Source organism: Psychrosphaera haliotis, assembly GCF_039523615.1.
Lineage (GTDB): Bacteria > Pseudomonadota > Gammaproteobacteria > Enterobacterales > Alteromonadaceae > Psychrosphaera > Psychrosphaera haliotis.
The window spans coordinates 220,989-238,590 of record NZ_BAAAFQ010000006.1 but is presented as its reverse complement, the minus strand read 5'-3'; the positions used below and the strand labels follow the sequence as shown (position 1 = coordinate 238,590).

General features: G+C 39.3%; 16 protein-coding genes. 11 read left to right on the top strand and 5 right to left on the bottom strand.

What is annotated here, in order from left to right:
- Nucleotide 1: 1 nt before the first annotated feature.
- Complete coding sequence (locus ABD009_RS09375; RefSeq protein ID WP_343824796.1) at nucleotides 2–895, bottom strand: LysR family transcriptional regulator; 894 nt, start codon at nucleotides 893–895, stop codon at nucleotides 2–4.
- A gap of 131 nt (nucleotides 896–1,026) precedes the next feature.
- Here ABD009_RS09375 and ABD009_RS09370 point away from each other — a divergent pair, with 131 nt between their 5' ends.
- The 3 genes from ABD009_RS09370 to ABD009_RS09360 all read left to right on the top strand — a co-directional run bounded on the left by ABD009_RS09370 (nucleotide 1,027) and on the right by ABD009_RS09360 (nucleotide 3,841).
- The gene (locus ABD009_RS09370) at nucleotides 1,027–1,713 is read left to right on the top strand and encodes a type 1 glutamine amidotransferase domain-containing protein (RefSeq protein ID WP_343824794.1); all 687 of its coding nucleotides are present in this window, start codon (nucleotides 1,027–1,029) and stop codon (nucleotides 1,711–1,713) included.
- A 63-nt stretch (nucleotides 1,714–1,776) separates the two neighbouring features.
- Nucleotides 1,777–3,252 carry an NAD-dependent succinate-semialdehyde dehydrogenase gene (locus tag ABD009_RS09365; RefSeq protein WP_343824792.1) on the top strand — a complete coding sequence of 492 codons (1,476 nt, stop codon included), beginning with the start codon at nucleotides 1,777–1,779 and terminating at the stop codon, nucleotides 3,250–3,252.
- 100 nt (nucleotides 3,253–3,352) lie between these two features.
- Nucleotides 3,353–3,841: a hypothetical protein gene (locus tag ABD009_RS09360; protein WP_343824789.1), complete on the top strand. Its 489-nt coding sequence runs from the start codon at nucleotides 3,353–3,355 to the stop codon at nucleotides 3,839–3,841.
- Between the two features lie 9 nt (nucleotides 3,842–3,850).
- Here the strand turns inward: ABD009_RS09360 and ABD009_RS09355 are convergent, their stop codons facing one another.
- Together ABD009_RS09355 and ABD009_RS09350 are read right to left on the bottom strand one after the other, a co-directional pair.
- Complete coding sequence (locus ABD009_RS09355; RefSeq protein ID WP_155694517.1) at nucleotides 3,851–4,669, bottom strand: ion transporter; 819 nt, start codon at nucleotides 4,667–4,669, stop codon at nucleotides 3,851–3,853.
- Between the two features lie 6 nt (nucleotides 4,670–4,675).
- Nucleotides 4,676–5,275, bottom strand: a complete 600-nt coding sequence (locus tag ABD009_RS09350) for a YigZ family protein (RefSeq protein ID WP_343824783.1) — start codon at nucleotides 5,273–5,275, stop codon at nucleotides 4,676–4,678.
- Between the two features lie 138 nt (nucleotides 5,276–5,413).
- Between ABD009_RS09350 and ABD009_RS09345 the strand changes: the two genes are divergently transcribed.
- From ABD009_RS09345 to ABD009_RS09330, 4 genes are all read left to right on the top strand, one after another.
- Nucleotides 5,414–5,920 (top strand): hypothetical protein, encoded by a 507-nt coding sequence (locus ABD009_RS09345; protein ID WP_343824780.1) that lies wholly within the window; start codon nucleotides 5,414–5,416, stop codon nucleotides 5,918–5,920.
- A 2-nt stretch (nucleotides 5,921–5,922) separates the two neighbouring features.
- The gene (gene dgt / locus ABD009_RS09340) at nucleotides 5,923–7,392 is read left to right on the top strand and encodes a dGTPase (RefSeq protein WP_343824777.1); all 1,470 of its coding nucleotides are present in this window, start codon (nucleotides 5,923–5,925) and stop codon (nucleotides 7,390–7,392) included.
- A 178-nt stretch (nucleotides 7,393–7,570) separates the two neighbouring features.
- Nucleotides 7,571–8,770, top strand: a complete 1,200-nt coding sequence (tyrS, locus tag ABD009_RS09335; protein WP_343824774.1) for a tyrosine--tRNA ligase — start codon at nucleotides 7,571–7,573, stop codon at nucleotides 8,768–8,770.
- Nucleotides 8,771–8,969: 199 nt separating this feature from the next.
- A complete protein-coding gene (locus ABD009_RS09330) occupies nucleotides 8,970–11,312 on the top strand; it encodes a S9 family peptidase (protein ID WP_343824771.1) in 2,343 nt (780 codons plus the stop codon).
- Nucleotides 11,313–11,488: 176 nt separating this feature from the next.
- Here ABD009_RS09330 and ABD009_RS09325 read toward each other — a convergent pair whose 3' ends face one another.
- A complete protein-coding gene (locus ABD009_RS09325; protein ID WP_343824768.1) occupies nucleotides 11,489–12,145 on the bottom strand; it encodes a DUF1415 domain-containing protein in 657 nt (218 codons plus the stop codon).
- 80 nt (nucleotides 12,146–12,225) lie between these two features.
- Nucleotides 12,226–12,903, bottom strand: coding sequence for a DNA mismatch repair endonuclease MutH (gene mutH, locus ABD009_RS09320; RefSeq protein ID WP_343824765.1), 678 nt, complete (start codon nucleotides 12,901–12,903; stop codon nucleotides 12,226–12,228).
- Nucleotides 12,904–13,040: 137 nt separating this feature from the next.
- On the opposite strand from mutH, the gene rppH reads away from it, so the two are divergent.
- The 4 genes from rppH (at nucleotide 13,041) to lgt (ending at nucleotide 17,556) form a co-directional block, all read left to right on the top strand.
- Nucleotides 13,041–13,631: an RNA pyrophosphohydrolase gene (gene rppH / locus ABD009_RS09315; protein WP_343824762.1), complete on the top strand. Its 591-nt coding sequence runs from the start codon at nucleotides 13,041–13,043 to the stop codon at nucleotides 13,629–13,631.
- 107 nt (nucleotides 13,632–13,738) lie between these two features.
- The gene (gene ptsP / locus ABD009_RS09310; RefSeq protein ID WP_343824760.1) at nucleotides 13,739–15,922 is read left to right on the top strand and encodes a phosphoenolpyruvate--protein phosphotransferase; all 2,184 of its coding nucleotides are present in this window, start codon (nucleotides 13,739–13,741) and stop codon (nucleotides 15,920–15,922) included.
- A gap of 12 nt (nucleotides 15,923–15,934) precedes the next feature.
- The gene (locus ABD009_RS09305) at nucleotides 15,935–16,744 is read left to right on the top strand and encodes a sulfite exporter TauE/SafE family protein (RefSeq protein ID WP_155694510.1); all 810 of its coding nucleotides are present in this window, start codon (nucleotides 15,935–15,937) and stop codon (nucleotides 16,742–16,744) included.
- The gene (gene lgt / locus ABD009_RS09300) at nucleotides 16,738–17,556 is read left to right on the top strand and encodes a prolipoprotein diacylglyceryl transferase (RefSeq protein ID WP_343824756.1); all 819 of its coding nucleotides are present in this window, start codon (nucleotides 16,738–16,740) and stop codon (nucleotides 17,554–17,556) included. Before ABD009_RS09305 ends, lgt begins: the two co-directional genes overlap by 7 nt.
- Nucleotides 17,557–17,602 lie beyond the last annotated feature (46 nt).

Genomic DNA, 17,602 nt, shown 5'->3' with positions numbered 1-17,602 from the left:
GCTAGGCATCTTGCCAGTTTTTGAAATGCTCTACTAAATAATCTATTGCCAATCGAGCCCTAGCGGGTAGGTACTGCTTGTTTGCATAAACAATCCAAGTAGGTATCTGCTTTTTCCAATAGGGCTCTAGTATTGGCACTACGCTCTTATCAATCAAACTGCTTCCATAGCTAGATTGAGGCATATAAGAAATCCCCATACCTGACTCAACAGCTTGAACTAGACTACGGCCGCTATTAGAGCGCCACTTAGGTTTTACTTTTACCGTAATTTCTTTTTTCTCATGCTCAAAACGCCAATGATCCGATATCGCTACAATACAGTCATGACTTATTAACTCTTGAGGCGTTTGTGGTGTGCCAAATTTTTCCAGATATTCAGCACTGGCTGCCGCTACGAGTTGTCTATCAACTAACTTTCTGGCAATCAAAGATGAGTCTTTAAGCTGACCATAACGTATTGAAAAGTCGATGCCCTCTTGAACAAAGTCGACATATTTTGAGTTGAAATCGATATCAATATTTAGGTTTGGATGTAACTTAGCGAAGTCTAACAAAACGGGCACTATGTAAAGCTCAGCAAACTCTCCCGCGGCGGAGACTCTTAACGTGCCTGTAAGCTCAACTTGCTGATAACTTACCTCTTCATTGGCTTGCGCTAGGCCATCAAGTAAACCTTGGCAGTGCTGGTAATAATTAAAACCCGCGTCGGTTAGTTTGACTTGTCTTGTTGTTCGAGCAAAAAGCGCAACGCCTAAATGCTTTTCAACTTTAGCGATCTGTCTACTAATATGAGACGTAGAAACATTGAGTCGTTTAGCTGCACTTGTGAAACCGTGAGTTTCAGCAACGGCAACAAATTCAGAAATACCGTCAAATGAAAGAGAAGTGCTCATAGTTAAAACCTTTGATAAATGTAATTGTTGCATTATAGCAATAATGTTTTCTAGATAAAGGTTATTATCATAATTGAGGAAACGGTCTACTATATTGATACACACTTATAAATAATCGATAAGGAAAGAAGATGTCTTCAACTTCAAACAAGATTTTAGTATTAGTTACAAATCACGCAACACTAGGCGAGACTGATGAGGCTAATGGCACATACGCGCCAGAAATTACACACGCAATTGATGTATTTAATAAAGCTGGATTGGAATATGACATAGCATCAATTAAAGGCGGTTCAGCTCCTTTATACGGTACAGATGCAGAAGGTGATGACGTTAATGCCGCAATCTTAAAAGATGAAACCTTTAGCACAAAAATTGAAAATACACTTCTTGCTTCATCATTAGAATTAGGGCAATACAACGCGGTATTTTACCCAGGTGGTTTTGGTTTATTAACAGACCTGGCTAGCAATGAAGATGTTGCTAAACAGACAGCAAGCCTATACGAAGCTGGTGCAGTTGTTGGTGCTGTATGTCATGGTCCTGCTGGCTTATTACCAATTAAATTATCAAACGGTAAGTTACTAATTGAAGATATTGAAGTAACAGGTTTTACTCGTGAAGAAGAAGTTGAGTTTGGTACTATTGACAAAATACCATACGTATTAGAAGAAAGCCTTACTCGCACTGCTGGCCGTTATGTTAAAACTGCGCCGTGGAGTGAATTTGTTTCTAAACAAGACCGAGTAATTACAGGTCAAAACCCAGCGTCTGCTCATGCGGTAGCAGTTGCAATGGTTGAACGCTTAAACGCGTAATTGATCATAGCTGGCTTTAATCAGGTATTGCATTAAAGAACAAAAAGATTGAGGGGTAATAACATGACGACAAAAACCATGTCTAACATAAAAGAGTTACTAAAGGACCCAACTTTAGTTAAAACAGGCTCTTATATAAATGGTGAATGGCATCAGTCCGATGTTACGTTTGATGTTATTAACCCTTACGACCAATCTTTGTTGGTGTCAGTCAGTGAAGTATCGAAAAATAACGATATGAGCTTGGTCAATTCTGCAATTGATGCTGCTAAAAAAGCACAAGTGGAATGGCAGAGTAAAACGGCTTATGAGCGTTATGACTTAATGATGGCATGGTTCGACTTGATGCAAAAACACAAAGACGACCTCGCTATTATAATGACCTTAGAGCAAGGGAAGCCGCTTAAAGAGTCTCGAGGCGAAGTTGAATATGGAGCCAGTTACGTGAAATGGTTTGCCGAAGAAGGTAAACGAATTTATGGCGATACGATCCCAGCTTTAGCTCCAAATCAAACCATAACAGTCATAAAGCAACCTGTAGGTGTGGTCGCGGCTATTACGCCGTGGAATTTCCCAATCTCAATGTTAGCAAGGAAAATAGCACCAGCGATTGCAGCAGGTAATACAATTGTTGCCAGACCAACAGAGTTAACGCCGTTATCAGCATTAGTTCTAGCGGAATTAGCCGAAAGAGCAGGTGTTCCAAAAGGTGTTATTAATATAGTTGTTGGAAGCAATGCCAAGGAAATAGGCGAAGTATTAACCACTCATGATGATATAGATAAATTCAGTTTTACCGGCTCAACTAATGTCGGTAAGCAGTTGATGAAACAGTGCGCATCAACCGTTAAAAAAGTGTCATTTGAGCTTGGAGGTAATGCGCCCTTTATCGTTTTTGATGACGCGGATATCGATGCCGCCGTTGAAGGTGCTATTAAAGCTAAATTTAGAAACGCGGGTCAAACCTGTGTTTGCGTCAATCGGATATTAGTCCATTCAGCTGTTCATGATGAATTTGTTGAAAAGTTTATAGAACAAACAAAATTACTCGATGTTGGTAATGGTTTAGATGATGTAGATATTGGACCCTTGATACATAAGCAAGCTGCGGACTCCGTTCGAGAGTTAGTGGCCAGCGCCATTGAGCAAGGAGCAACCCAAAGTTACGGACAAATATTAAGCGATACAATGCAGTCGCCTATTGTATTAACCAATGTTAACAACGAAATGGAAATTGCTCAGAACGAGATATTTGGTCCAGTCGCTGCTATTCAAAAGTTTGAAACCGAAAAACAAGCTGTACAACTAGCCAATGATACGCCATTTGGATTAGCGTCCTACTTTTACAGCCAAAACATTAGTAGAGTAGAGCGTGTTAGCCGAGCCTTAAAGTACGGTATTGTAGGTGTTAATGAAGGGTTAATATCTAACGCTGCCGCGCCATTTGGCGGTGTAAAACAATCAGGCTTTGGTAGAGAGGGCTCTTTGTACGGACTCGATGATTATTTAAATATTAAGTACATCTGCTCAACCTATTAACGGTTCCGTTTATTGGTACTTGGCTTGCTAAATATCAAATGTGTTATTAGACTTGGTGTTTATTTAAACGTTTACGTTCTATTTGTAACAAGGAAGCGTTATGAACATTAAACTTTTGTCAGTACCAATAGCAGTACTGTTGCTACTTTCGGTCTTATTAATATCTGGGTGCCAAACCCACAATACAAAATCGACAAACCTAACCACTAATCAAAATGCTGAAGATCAAGTAACAGTAGAGCAAATGCTGAGCCTTGCCTCAAATCAACTCAATAAAACATTACCTAAAATGATAGATACCGAAACTCGGTTAGATAATTCATATGTAAAAGGTAATCGCTTCTATTACAAAAGCACTTTGCTAAATTATTACGTAGATAATATGGATGTTGATGTTTTTAATGAAGAAATGTCAGAGAATACGGGGAACTACATTTGTAACTCGTCTGATATGCTCTTTTTTAAAGAGAATAAAATAATTCTTGTATATTCTTATTACGACGACGACGCTAAGTTTATAAGTGATGTGATCATTGATACTGGAGCTTGCGACAAATTAACGTCAGCAAGCTCAGATACTGAAGAGTGAGCCTTAAGGCTACTTTTCATCTAATTTAGCGCGCAAGTATTTCAACTCTTTAAGAATGTCATCCATTTTATCGTCTTGTTCTGCGGCATGCTCTTCATTAAGGGCTTGTTCTTTTTCGAACCTAGCCTTTCTATGCTCTTCTTCCATTACATTAACCACAATACCAATAACCATGTTTAGAAAAGCAAAAGCCGTAAAGAATATAAAGGTTAAATAGAATATCCAGCTCATTGGATAAACGGCCATTGTTTCGTACATTACATCAGTCCAATCCTCAAAGGTCATTACCCTGAATAAGGTAAGTAGGGAAATGGTAATATCGCCCCAAAGATCAGGATTTATATCTTCGAATAACGTACTTCCTATTGCTGCATAAATGTAGAAAATAATAAACATTAGCAGCATGACATAACCAAGCTGAGGCATTGCCTTTATTAAAGACGTTAACAAAATACGGAGCTCTGGAATGAAGGAAATCATTCTTAGTACCCTGAACACCCTAACCAGTCTAGCGATAAGGGCCATGTCAGTATTTTCAATTGGTATTAAACTAATTGCCACGATAATCGTATCGAATAGATTCCAAAAGTCATGAAAGAACCGCTTTTTATTGTCTTCAGTACTGAACCTTATGGCGATTTCAACGATAAAAAAGGCGGTAATAAACCAGTCTAAGTAAACTGTGACTTTGTGCATGGTTGAAGAAACGTCATAAGTTTTCACACCAACTAATAGTGCAGACGCAATAATGACGGATATAACAAATAATTCAAAAAGCTTGTTATGACGAATTTTGACTAATTTGTTTTGAATGGATTCTAAGTTCATTTGTTTCTATTTCTCTAGGGTTCGATATTGAAATTGATGTGCAACGAGTAAGTCAGTTAACGTTGATAGTTCTGCCTTTGGTATTTCCATTGTTACATTTACTTCTGACTGATAATTAACTTTTAGGATGTTTCCAGATAACTGATCGCACTGATGCCTCAACCACTGCTCGTTGGCAAATGGTAAAACTATGTCAAGAGTAGCTTTTGGTACAATAGGGAGCAGTGTAGCTAGTTGAAAGCTTTGTTCAACAGCTTGAGAGTAAGCTCTTACTAACCCACCTGCACCAAGTTTTATTCCTCCAAAGTAACGAATAACAATAACCATCACATTATTGGCTGGCTTATGTTGCAGAACATTCAGCATTGGCTTACCGGCCGTTCCACTCGGCTCACCATCATCAGACATGGCGGCAGATTGTGAATTTGGCGAATCGCCTAAAACATAGGCCCAGCAATGATGCCTTGCGTCGGGGTATTCCGTTTTTGACTTTGCTAACCATTCCATTCCTTCTGCACGGTCGGCAATAGGAATAAGCCACGTTATAAACTGACTCTTTTTTATTTCTAATGTGTTTTTTATTGTCTCAGCTAACTGATAACGCATTAAAGACTCTGCTTAGTTGGGTTTAATTTTGGATTAATTACTGATAAGTTAGGAACAGTAATTTAAATGGCGAGATTATGCCACGGCATAGTAAACAAAGGCCAGATACATCTAATTAGAAATTGATATGGAAGTTTCATGAAAACGCTTATGTTGTTGCTAACACTTGGCTTATTAGTAGTAAGTCCGTTCAGCCAAGCTGAGATATTCAAATGTATTGAAAATGGAGTTGCTAAGTTCTCGGCATATCCTTGTAAAGATCCTGCTTCGCAAGAGGCTTACGATATAAATCGTTCAGAGTCTATGTCGTCATACTTTTCTCGTCAAAAAGAAAAGCTGCAAGTCAAACTAGATGAACAAAGATCTCGTGCTGAAAAGTATATAGCGGGCTATCCAGCCATACCTAAAGACATCAAAGAAGCCATATTAGAATGTAAAATAATAAGAGGCATGACCAAAAAGCAGGTTTATTATGCTTGGAGTATTTTACCAGAAGAACATAAAAGTAGTGTTACAAGAGAGTCTTCACTGACCTACTACAAATACAAACGTGCGCCTATCTGTGCCAACGATAGGTTTAAAGAAGCTGATCTTACTTTTGACAACCGCACTAAATTATTGGTTGGCTGGAACATTCAATACTAACTATGACAGACTTTGCAAAAAAGATAAGTGCAATCCGCTCTTACTCGAGAAACGCGAGTACTGATTATGACCATCAGTATTTATCAGAGCAATTTGAAAGTGATCGTGGCCGAATTATCCAATCGGCGGCAATAAGAAGGCTACAGCAAAAAACGCAGGTTTTCCCTCTAGAAAAGAATTCAGCAGTTCGAAGCCGATTAACGCACTCTTTAGAAGTTCAGCAAACGGGCAGACACATTGTTAGAACCATTTTTAAGAAATTAACAAACGAGCAGTCTGTAGCGATAGGCCTAAAAGATTTTGAACGAGAAGTAGAAACCTTAGTTGAAATGGCTTGCTTAATGCACGATATAGGCAACCCGCCATTTGGTCACTTTGGTGAGTCTGCAATTAATCATTGGTTTGAGTCTGAGTTAGATAATCACGTTGTTTTTAGTCAAGCCAACGACAAGATGTTGGGTTTGCAGCTAAAGTTAGAATTAAAAAGTTTTGAGGGTAATGCACAGGCATTCAGGATTATTTTCAATTTATTGAAGTTAAATTTAACCTACTCGCAAGCAGCCAGTATTCTTAAGTACACGCGCAGCGGTCTAGAAAGAAAACCAGATAAAGACAAACCACTATCGTATTTGAAGAAAAAAGTTGGCTATTACTATTCTGAGTTAGAAGACATTAATGCGATGCGTGAGCACCTAGAAATAAAACTAGGACACAGGTTTCCATTAGCCTATTTGATGGAAGCCGCCGATGATATAAGTTATTGCTTAGCGGATATTGAAGATGGCGTTGAAAAAGGCATTTTGGATTGTCAAAAGCTAGCCAGTAAATTAAAAGAAACCTTTGAACATATTGCTGGTGAACAAGCATCAACTCCATTGGCTAAAAATAAAACCTTTGCCGATGCCGTTGACTATGCGTTAAGTCGAAGTGAAAAAGAGCCAATTAATAAAGCGCATGAATTTTTTGTATGGCTTAGAGTTCAGTTGATTCACCCGTTGGTAGAACATGCCGCACAAACATTTATTGATAATGTTGATGCGTGTTTTGATGGCAGTCTAAATAGAGCGCTCTTAGAAGACAGTAGTGTGTTCCATCATATGATTGAAACCTTTAAGTCCGTTGCTATACGATATATTTTTAGTACTAATGAAGTGGAAACCAAAGAGCTTCAAGGTTATCGAATTATCACTGGTCTGTTAAATGCATATTCGCCTTTACTTAAATACCCACACGAAAAGTTTTTGGCCATGGTGGATGGCAGTGAACGTGGTGGTTTAATAGAAGCTAGGTTATACAAACGTTTACCTAAAAAGCATTTAAAAGCCTACCAAGAAGCGTTAAAGGAACGAAGAAGCAGTCACGATTTTGCTGTTTTTGAGTTTTACTATCGCTGCCGTTTAATTCAAGATTTTGTTAGCGGCATGACTGATCAGTTTGCACTGGAAGAAGCCAATAACTTGTCAGCTATTTAGCGCGTTAAGCTGTATTGATGAATACATTAAATTGAAATCGGTAATCACGATATAGTGATAGCGGTTATTAATAAAATAAGCTAACAATTCTCCAACAATTTTGACCATCGGGATTCAAAACTTACTCGGCTTGCAGTACACTGCAGGCCATTATTTTTCTAATTAAAAAGCATGACTCATGACAGATATCAATCAAGCGTTTGCTGAGATAAAACGCGGAGCAGATGAAATTCTGCCAGAACAAGATCTAATCGACAAACTTAAGACAGGTAAAACGTTAAAAATTAAAGCCGGCTTTGATCCAACAGCACCTGATCTTCACTTAGGTCACACAGTTTTAATTAATAAACTAAAAACGTTCCAAGACTTGGGTCATGAAGTCATTTTTTTAATCGGTGATTTCACTGGTTTGATTGGTGATCCTACGGGTAAAAGTGCAACTCGTAAGCCGTTAACCAAAGAAGACGTTTTACAAAATGCAGAAACTTACAAAGAACAGGTTTTCAAAATCTTAGATCCAGCGAAAACAACCATTGCATTTAATTCAACGTGGTTTGATAAATTTGGCGCAGCGGACATGATCAAACTCGCGGCACGTCAAACTGTTGCGCGTATGTTAGAGCGTGATGATTTCAAAAAGCGTTATGCTGGTGGCCAATCAATCGCAATACATGAGTTTTTATACCCATTAGTGCAAGGTTGGGACTCGGTTGCATTGGAAGCTGATGTTGAGCTTGGTGGAACAGACCAAAGATTTAACCTATTAATGGGTCGTGAGCTTCAAAAAGATGAAGGTCAAACACCTCAAGCTGTTTTGATGATGCCATTATTAGAAGGTTTGGATGGCGTTCAAAAGATGTCAAAGTCGCTTAATAACTACATTGGCATTACAGATGCACCAAATGACATGTTTGGTAAAGTAATGTCTATTAGTGATGAATTAATGTGGCGTTATTACGACTTATTAAGCTTCCGACCATTAGCTGAAGTTGCAGAACTAAAAGCTAAAGTTGAAGGCGGTGCAAACCCTCGTGATACTAAAATTGAATTAGCGAAAGAGCTTATTGCTCGTTTCCATTCTGAAGATGATGCTGAAGCAGCGCACGCTGACTTTATTAAACGATTCCAAAAAAATGCATTACCTGATGACATTCCGGAAATAGCAGTTGCGGCGACAGAAGCAATGGGAATTGCTAATGTACTTAAAGAAGCTGGTTTAGTGGGCAGTACTTCTGAAGCAATGCGCATGATAAAACAAGGTGCGGTAAAGCTTGATGGAAAAGAGAAAGTAACTGACAGTAAAATGATGGTTGAACTTGGCTCTACTCAAATATTCCAAGTAGGTAAACGTAAGTTTGGTAAAATTACGTTAGGGTAGGCATAAACGCTACTTTAACCAGCTGAATATATTCCCAGCGGGTTATATTTAAAAAAGCCAGTCTAAGACTGGCTTTTTTGTTATTTGATCGGGCAAATGCCCACAACCAATAAAATCAGTGGTAGTGTTGGTATTAGAGTAATAATAAGTTTTAATTATTCATAATTAATCTAAAACATATAAAGGGGAGAGCCTAGCAATGTTAGTTAAAAAGCTTACTTTGCTAATGACTGCAGCGTTGGTTGTAACGGGTTGTGCAAGTATTGACAGTTCGCCTACAGCAGAACAAAAGTCGCAGGAATTATCACTAGAACGAATTTATCAGGACCGTGAGTTTAAAAGCGAACGTAGTACTTATTTTAAATGGTTAAAAGACGGGTCTGGTTATACGGTACTAGAACGTCGTCAAATTGAGAAAAAGGTCACGCCAGTCAAAGATGGTGAAGTGGCCAGTGATATTGATGCGCTAGATGATAAAGATGCTGATAGTACAAAGGGCATCTCAGGCAATGACATTGTTTTTTATAACCCTGATAGTACAGGCCGTAAGGTATTAGTTAATTTTGAAAACCTAATTCCTGAAGGACAAGACAAGCCGTTGAGCATCGAAAGCTACGACTGGTCTAAAGATGGTAAATGGCTAATGGTTTTTACCAATGGTCAAAAAGTATGGCGCTCACGTAGTCGTGGTGATTTTTGGTTACTTAATTTAGAAACCAACAAGTTAATGCAATTAGGCGGTGAAGAGCCTGCAAGTGCAAAATTAATGTTCGCTAAGTTTTCTCCAAACAGTGAAAAAGTAGCTTACGTTCAAGACAATAATATTTTTGTTCAGCCAGTTGGCAGCAACAAAGTCACTCAGCTAACAACCGACGGCAGTGACATTATTGTAAATGGTAATTTTGATTGGGTTTACGAAGAAGAGTTCTCAATTCGAGACGGTTTCCGTTGGAGTCCAGATAATAAAAGTATTGCATACTGGCAGTTAGATACGTCGGGTGTAAAAAACTTTATCATGATCAATAACACGGATGAGCTGTATCCTACGTTAACTAAATTTCCATATCCTAAAGCCGGCGAGCAAAACTCAGCCGTTAAAGTAGGCGTGGTAAGTTTAAGTGATAAAAAAACACGTTGGGCTGAGTTAAAGGGCGACAACAGAGATCGCTACATTCCAAGAATCTCTTGGGCTGGCAACGGTGATTCACTATTAATCCAAGATGTAAATCGTCCACAAAATACTAATAAACTGTGGGTGTTTAACTGGAAATCTGACAGTTTAACCAACATTTACACTGATAAAGACGAAGCGTTTCTTGAATGGTTTTACGACGCTCAATTCATTAATGAAGGCAAAAATTTCATTTGGCACAGTGAACGAGACGGCTGGCGTCACCTTTACAAAGTCTCTCGAGATGGCAAAAGCATTGTTGATTTAACACCAGGCGAGTTTGATATTGTAGACATGTTAGGTTTGAGCGAAGAAAACAATGCGATTTTCTTTACTGCAAGTCCGGATGATGTTTCACAGCGTTACTTATTTAAAGCGACGCTAGATGGCTCTTCGCCAGTGACTCGAATTACCCCAGCGGAATTTTCGGGTACAAATAACTATTACATGTCAGAAGACACTTCGTGGGCAAGACATTCATTTAGTAGCTTTGCTAAACCAACTATGCGCCAGGTTATTTCAGTTAATGATCACAAGGCAATAAAAAGCTTAGTGAAAAATGAAGAACTTACGGCGCAGTTAGCCAATGAAAACTTACCTACACACGAGTTTTTCCAAGTGGAAGCGCGTGATGGCGTAAAGTTAGATGGTTATATTATGTTTCCTCCAAACATGGATAAATCAAAAAAATACCCAATCATTTTTTATGTTTACGGTGAACCATGGGGACAAACAGTAAAAGACAGCTGGCGTGGAAATAGCTACCTTTGGGATTCGATGATGGCTCAAAAAGGGTACATTATTGCCTCGGTAGATAACCGTGGTACGCGTGCTCCAAAAGGTCGTGATTGGAGAAAGTCTATCTATAAAAAGCTAGGTGACATTACTGCTAGAGATCAAGCTGATGCATTAGGTGAAATGGCAAAACGCTGGTCATTTATAGATACTGATCGTGTTGGCGTTTGGGGTCACTCTGGTGGTGGTACTCAAACATTAAACTTGTTGTTCCGTTACAATGACAAGTATAAAGCTGGTGTAGCCGTTGCAGCGGTTCCAGACCTAAGCTTGTACGACACTATTTATCAAGAACGTTATTCGGGTAACCCTAAAACAGATCCTGATTCGTACAAAAATAGTTCAGCATTAAACTTTGCTGATGGCTTAGAAGGTAAGTTACTACTGATCCATGGTACGGGAGACGACAACGTTCATTATCAAGGCGCGGAACGTTTAATTAATGAGTTGATTAAACACAATAAGCAATTTGAATTTATGTCTTATCCAAACCGCAGCCATGGTATTTACGAAGGTAAAAATACCACGCTTCATTTGAAGACAATGTTACGAAACTTTTTCATCGAAAACTTGTAATTACTTTTTGTGGATGTGATTTCAGCTAACTAGGCTAGTTAATAGTTAATAGTTAATAGTTAGCTGGAATCCATTAGCAATAGAAATTTATTTAGAAGAGGCGCTTAGCGCCTTTTTTTGTGTCTGGAATTTGCACTAAAAACGCTTTCTTAATTTCGGCAGGACGTTAAAGCCAGTTATTTGTTTAAATAAGGAAATAACTGGTTTACTTCATCCGTGGTCAATTGTTCCACTTTCTCCATATTGCGCTCTGGAATAAGCTCAGGATCAGGATACTGTTTGAGGACTCGGCTCATACTATCTTCTCTAATAATATGAATTATTGGATAAGGAGCTCGGTTCGTTAAGTTTTCTCTAGCGTCTGCTTCAGCACCATCAAATTGATAGTCCGGGTGGAAACTAGCAAGCTGAAACACACCTTCAAACCCTAAGTCAGAGTTAATGCTATTTGCGCTGTCCAAGAAGTCTAAATAAACATAAAAGTCTTCTAGTAAGTGTGGGATAACAAAAACCGTTGTATCTGTTTGTTCAGCTGGTGTTTTACTGAGTTTGAGTAACGCTTTTTCAAAATCTTCGCTAATAGCCACCATCGACGGTTTATTACTAACATGCAATTCGATTTGTTGTTGCGTCCTTGGCTTTTTTGCAAAGGGGCACAAATTAAGTCCAATCACCACAGAATCTAACCATTGCCATACTTCAGTTTCAATTGTGGAATTAACATCGTTATTATTAGCTGAATCAAGACTATCGCTAATCTTAGGAGTAACTTTGTTCTCTAGACAGGGCTCTTGAACGTCAGATATATTTTTACTTATTTTATTAGACGGCATAGTGTTTCCTGTTTAGGTTGTTCTAGGTTAGTTTGATAGTGTTTAGTTTTTAAGGCCTGACTGACTCAGCTTTATCATGGTTAGTCTAAGTTAAACTGCTGTTTTAATAGTTCATGAGTAAATTGGCTGCGCAGGTAAAACCCTTTTGGTGGAGCCATCGTTGGCGAACCATCATTACTTATTGCTGCGGTTCTTATGCTTGAATCTGCAGCTTTAGGTCTGAGCTGTATTACTTCGCCGTGGTGTGCGGTAATTTTATCATGCTCACCCATTACAATAAATTCAGTTAACTCTAGCCAGTCTTGTTGAAGCTTTTGCTCCGATTTAGCGTCCATTTGCCATAAAAAGGGCATAGCTATTTGACGGTCAGGAACCGGAATATGGCGTTCGGCAATAATAGGCACCCATAAAACATGGCGTAGTTTTTTATATACGCCGCTGTCTTGCCATTGATGTCCGGCAGCTAGCAATAATGGCGCGACACAAACAAACGTGGTTTCTAGAGGCTTTCCTTCGGCATTGATTGGTAAGGTTTTTAGTTCAATACCAAGCTCTTGGAAATCAGGTTCAGGCAAGTTACCCGCTGTTGCGCCTAAATAAGCTTCTAGCAATTGTCCGCTCCAACCTTTATCAACTAACAAGTTTTCTGGCACTGCCACTTGCAACTCTTCGGCAATTTCACCCAAAGACAAACCGGCTACAGCGTCGATACGTGATTGTAATTCTTCAATAGTTTTTGGTGGATTGGGTAATTTCATATCAATTAGCTTCGTTATTTTGAATCTATATTATCTATCGTCCATTTAATTGATGCTAGTGCTAATTTACGTTTGCGCTAATACTTCGTTTGTGGAAGAATCAAGTCATATATAAGAATTAGAAGACAGGTGAAACTGTGATTGATGCCGAAGGGTTTCGACCTAACGTTGGCATCGTGATTTGCAACCACAAAGGCCAGGTGTTTTGGGCTCGTAGATACGGACAACACTCTTGGCAGTATCCTCAAGGCGGTGTGGATGAAGGCGAAACGCCTGAACAAACAATGTACCGTGAACTTGAAGAGGAAGTGGGGCTTAAGCCAGATGATGTAGAAATTCTGGCGGTGAGTAAAAACTGGCTTCGTTATCGTTTACCTAAGCGACTTATCCGTCGCGAAAGTATGCCGATATGTATAGGTCAAAAACAGAAATGGTTTTTACTGCGCTTGCGATGCAAAGAATCCGATGTAGATTTATTAAAGTCAAACCATCCAGAATTTGATGATTGGCGCTGGGTAAGTTACTGGTATCCAATTAGAAATGTCGTATCGTTCAAAAGAGACGTTTATCGACGTGTAATGAAAGAGTTTGCTCATATTGTGATGCCTATGGGAAGACAGCAGTCATCACGTGGTGATCATATGGGTAGTAAGTCGGCAAATCACCGATTTAAACGACGAAATCAAAAGTCTCAACAACCAAGGAATAAAGCTCAAAAACAACAATAACGTTTTTATATTATGCTAGACGAACTGAGACGCATCACCCACAACTTTGTTCAGAGCCAAATTTAGACTTGGCTCTTGCAAGTCTCGTCAGCGATATAAAGTACTGTTTGAATACAGATTGTTGTTCTATCTACCTTGCCGAACCAGATCAAAAACTATTACGCCTCAAAGCCACTGATGGATTAAATATTGACGCCGTTGGTCAAACTATAATGCGGTTTGACGAAGGATTAACGGGTTGGGTTGCTGAACGTGGCGAACCCATTAAAGTTCATAATGCGCTTCAACATGCTCGCTTCAAACAATTCCCTGCAATAGAAGAAGATACTTATTCTGGTTTTTTAGGTGTGCCAATTATGCACCGTAGAAAAATACTCGGTGTTATTTCGCTTCAACAGTCAGAGTCCAGATATTTTGAGCAAGAAGAAGAAGCTTTCCTGGTAACCCTAAGTGCTCAATTAGCCTCAACCTTTGCTAACGTAACATTACGATTGCGCTCTCAAGACGTTCAAACTAATGAACATGCCGGTTTGGTTTTACAAGGCGCATCCGGAGCTCGTGGTGTTGGTATAGGCCATTCATATTTAGTCCAAACGAATATTGAATTCTCTGACGTTTCATTAAAAAAAGTAAGTGAAAGCGAACCGGAAAAGGCGCGTTATTTTAATGCGGTAGAAAATACTCGAGCAGACATTATTCAAATGACGCAGCGTATGTCAGATCAACTGCCTAAAGACGCTCTGGCTATTTTTGATGTATACCAACAGTTACTGGACGCCGCGAGTTTAGGCAATGAAGTTGTTGAAAAAATTAATCAAGGCTGGTGCGCTGTTTCAGCATTGAAGATTGTCGTTGAAAAGTACATCGCCGAGTTTGAAAAAATGGATGACCCTTACATCCGCGAACGCGCTGTTGATGTAAAAGACTTAAGTCGACGTTTACTTGAACATTTAACGGCAAAAGCGAATAGGGCGTTGGCAATTCCCACATCGGCAATCATTATTGCGGAAGAAGTGACAGCGTCAATGTTGGCTGAGATCCCTCGTGAACAAATCACTGGCATTGTATCTTTTAAAGGTGCTGAAAACTCGCATGCAGCCATTATGGCCAGAGCGCTGGGTATTCCTGCGGTGATAGGCGTTAGAGATGTGCCTATTTTGCAACTTGACGACGTTGATATCATTGTTGATGGTTACAGCGGCAAAGTATTTATCTGCCCAAATGAAGCTATTTTAGACGAATACAGAAAGTTAGAGTCTGAAGATAAAGCCTTCGCCGACTTATTGAAAGAAGAAGCCGATGAGTATGCCCAAACGGCATGTGGTCGTCGAATCTCAATGTACATTAATTCAGGTATGGGTTTTGAAGGCGACATTGCCGAACAACAACACATTGAAGGCATAGGTTTATACCGAACAGAATATCTATTTATGATGCGTCAGCGCTTTCCATCAGAGCAGGAGCAACAAGCCTTTTACCAAGAAGTTTTAGGTGATTTTGATGGTAAACCAGTAATCATGAGAACACTGGATGTTGGTGGTGATAAACAATTGCCATACTTTCCAATTATCGAAGAAAACCCTTTTTTAGGGTGGCGGGGTATTAGACTAACGCTTGATCACTCAGAAATATTTTTAGTTCAAATTAGAGCCATGATCAAAGCGAATATCCTGACTAATAATTTACACATTATGTTACCAATGGTATCAGATATTGGTGAAATTGAAGAAGCGTCAAGGTTAATCAAGCAAGCGCATCGAGAGGTCGAAAAAGAAATGTTTGACGCTGATAATGCGGCGCGTGTGCCAATGCCAAAAATTGGAGTGATGATTGAAGTACCAAGCATGATTTTTCAATTGGACAAATTAAAAGGCAAGATTGATTTTTGCTCCATTGGTACAAATGATTTAACCCAATATCTATTAGCAGTTGATCGAAATAATGATAAAGTGTCGGGTCTTTATGATGCTTATCACCCTACGGTTTTAACGGCGATTAAAATGATTGCAGATGAAACCAAAAAAATAGGTATTCCCTGCAGTGTGTGTGGTGAGTTAGCAGGTGATCCCGGTGGCGCAATGTTGTTGACTGGTATGGGTTTTGACCAGCTGAGTATGAATACTCAAAACGTATTACGTGTTAAATGGGTATTGAAAAAGGCAGACCATCTAGTACTGCAAAAATTGGTTGAAGATGTACTCGATTGCACCAGACCAGACCAAGTTAAATTTAGAGTAAACAGAACCATCTTAAACATCGGTGCGGCTGGCATTCTTAGAGCCGGCAATTAAATTGGATTTAACGTGACAGACCTACTTATTTTTACGCCTATTCTTGGCATTATTGCTGGCTTTTTGTCGGGCCTTTTAGGTATAGGCGGCGGTATTGTTATTATACCTGTGCTGCTTTATTTATTACCTCAGTTGCCTCAGGTTGATGAAAGTAATGTGGCTATTATCGCAATTGCTACTTCGCTATTTACTATTTGTATCACTGCATTTTCGTCAGGACGTAGTCATTATAAAAATGGCAACGTAGATTGGCTAATAACGCGACCAGTTATTGTAACTGTCGGTTTATCAGCAATGATTGCATCACAAATTGCGGTACAATTATCCTCTGCTTGGTTAACCAAAATATTTGCTGTATTACTTATTATTCTTGCAATACTAATGTGGCGTGGAAAACATGATGTTGCTGATGAAGATCATGAAATTAATAATACTAAATTAGGCTTTGGTGGCATTTTAACTGGCACCTTAGCTGCAATGGCTGGTTTAGGCGGTGGCGCAATTCTTGTTCCATATATGACCTTTATTGGCGTGCACGTAAGGCAAGCTATAGCAACCGCTGCCATTTCCGGTGTTATAGTTGCAGTGTTTGGCACCATAGGCTACTTATGGGCTGGCTGGGGTTGGACAGACTCCGTAGACTTTTTGGGTTATGTTCATTGGCCAACGGCACTTATGATCATGGCTTTTTCTTATTTTTCAGCGCCATGGGGCGTTAAAGCAGGACAAAAATTACAACAAGCGCAACTAAAGAAGGTTTTTGCTGTCTTTATGATGCTTGTTTCAATTAAATTATTATTAGAGGTATTGCAGGTTTGGTAGATCCAATTATATTCCCACAGATTGATCCCGTTATATTTTCAATTGGCCCTTTAGCCGTTCGTTGGTATGGATTGATGTATTTAATAGGATTAGGCTTTGCTTATTTCCTAGGTATGAAAGCCGTTAAAAGTGGTCGTTCGCCATTTACAGAGCAGCAACTTTCTGACCTTTTGTTTTATGGATTTATGGGTGCCGTACTAGGTGGTCGTCTAGGTTATGTATTCTTTTATCAGTTTGAACGATTTATCGAAGATCCATTATATCTATTTATGATCCATCAAGGTGGTATGTCTTTCCATGGTGGCTTATTGGGCGTAATTGCTGTGTTGTTCATATTTAGTCGAATTACTAAAGTATCGTTCTTACAAATTGGTGACTTTGTTGCGCCACTGGTTCCAATTGGTTTGGGTGCTGGTAGATTAGGCAATTTTTTAAATGCAGAGCTGTGGGGCCGCACTACAGATGCTCCATGGGGTATTGTATTCCCTAACGCAGGGCCTTTACCTAGACACCCTTCGCAATTGTATGAGTTCTTTTTAGAGGGATTTGTTTTATTCTTTGTTGTTTATTGGTATTCAAAAAAACCAAGAGCCGTTGGCTCTGCAAGTGGTTTGTTCTTAATGGGTTATGGCTCGTTTCGTTTTATCGTTGAATATTTTAGGCAGCCAGATGATCACTTAGGCCTACTTACTTTAGGTATGTCGATGGGACAGTGGTTGTCATTACCAATGGCATTGGCTGGACTTGGCTTAATGGTGTGGTCTATAAAAACCAACCCAAAAGCGGAAAATGGAAAGTTGGTTACTCCTTAAGATGTAAAACCTTAGGGCCTTAAATCCTAGCGTCTTAAACTTCAAG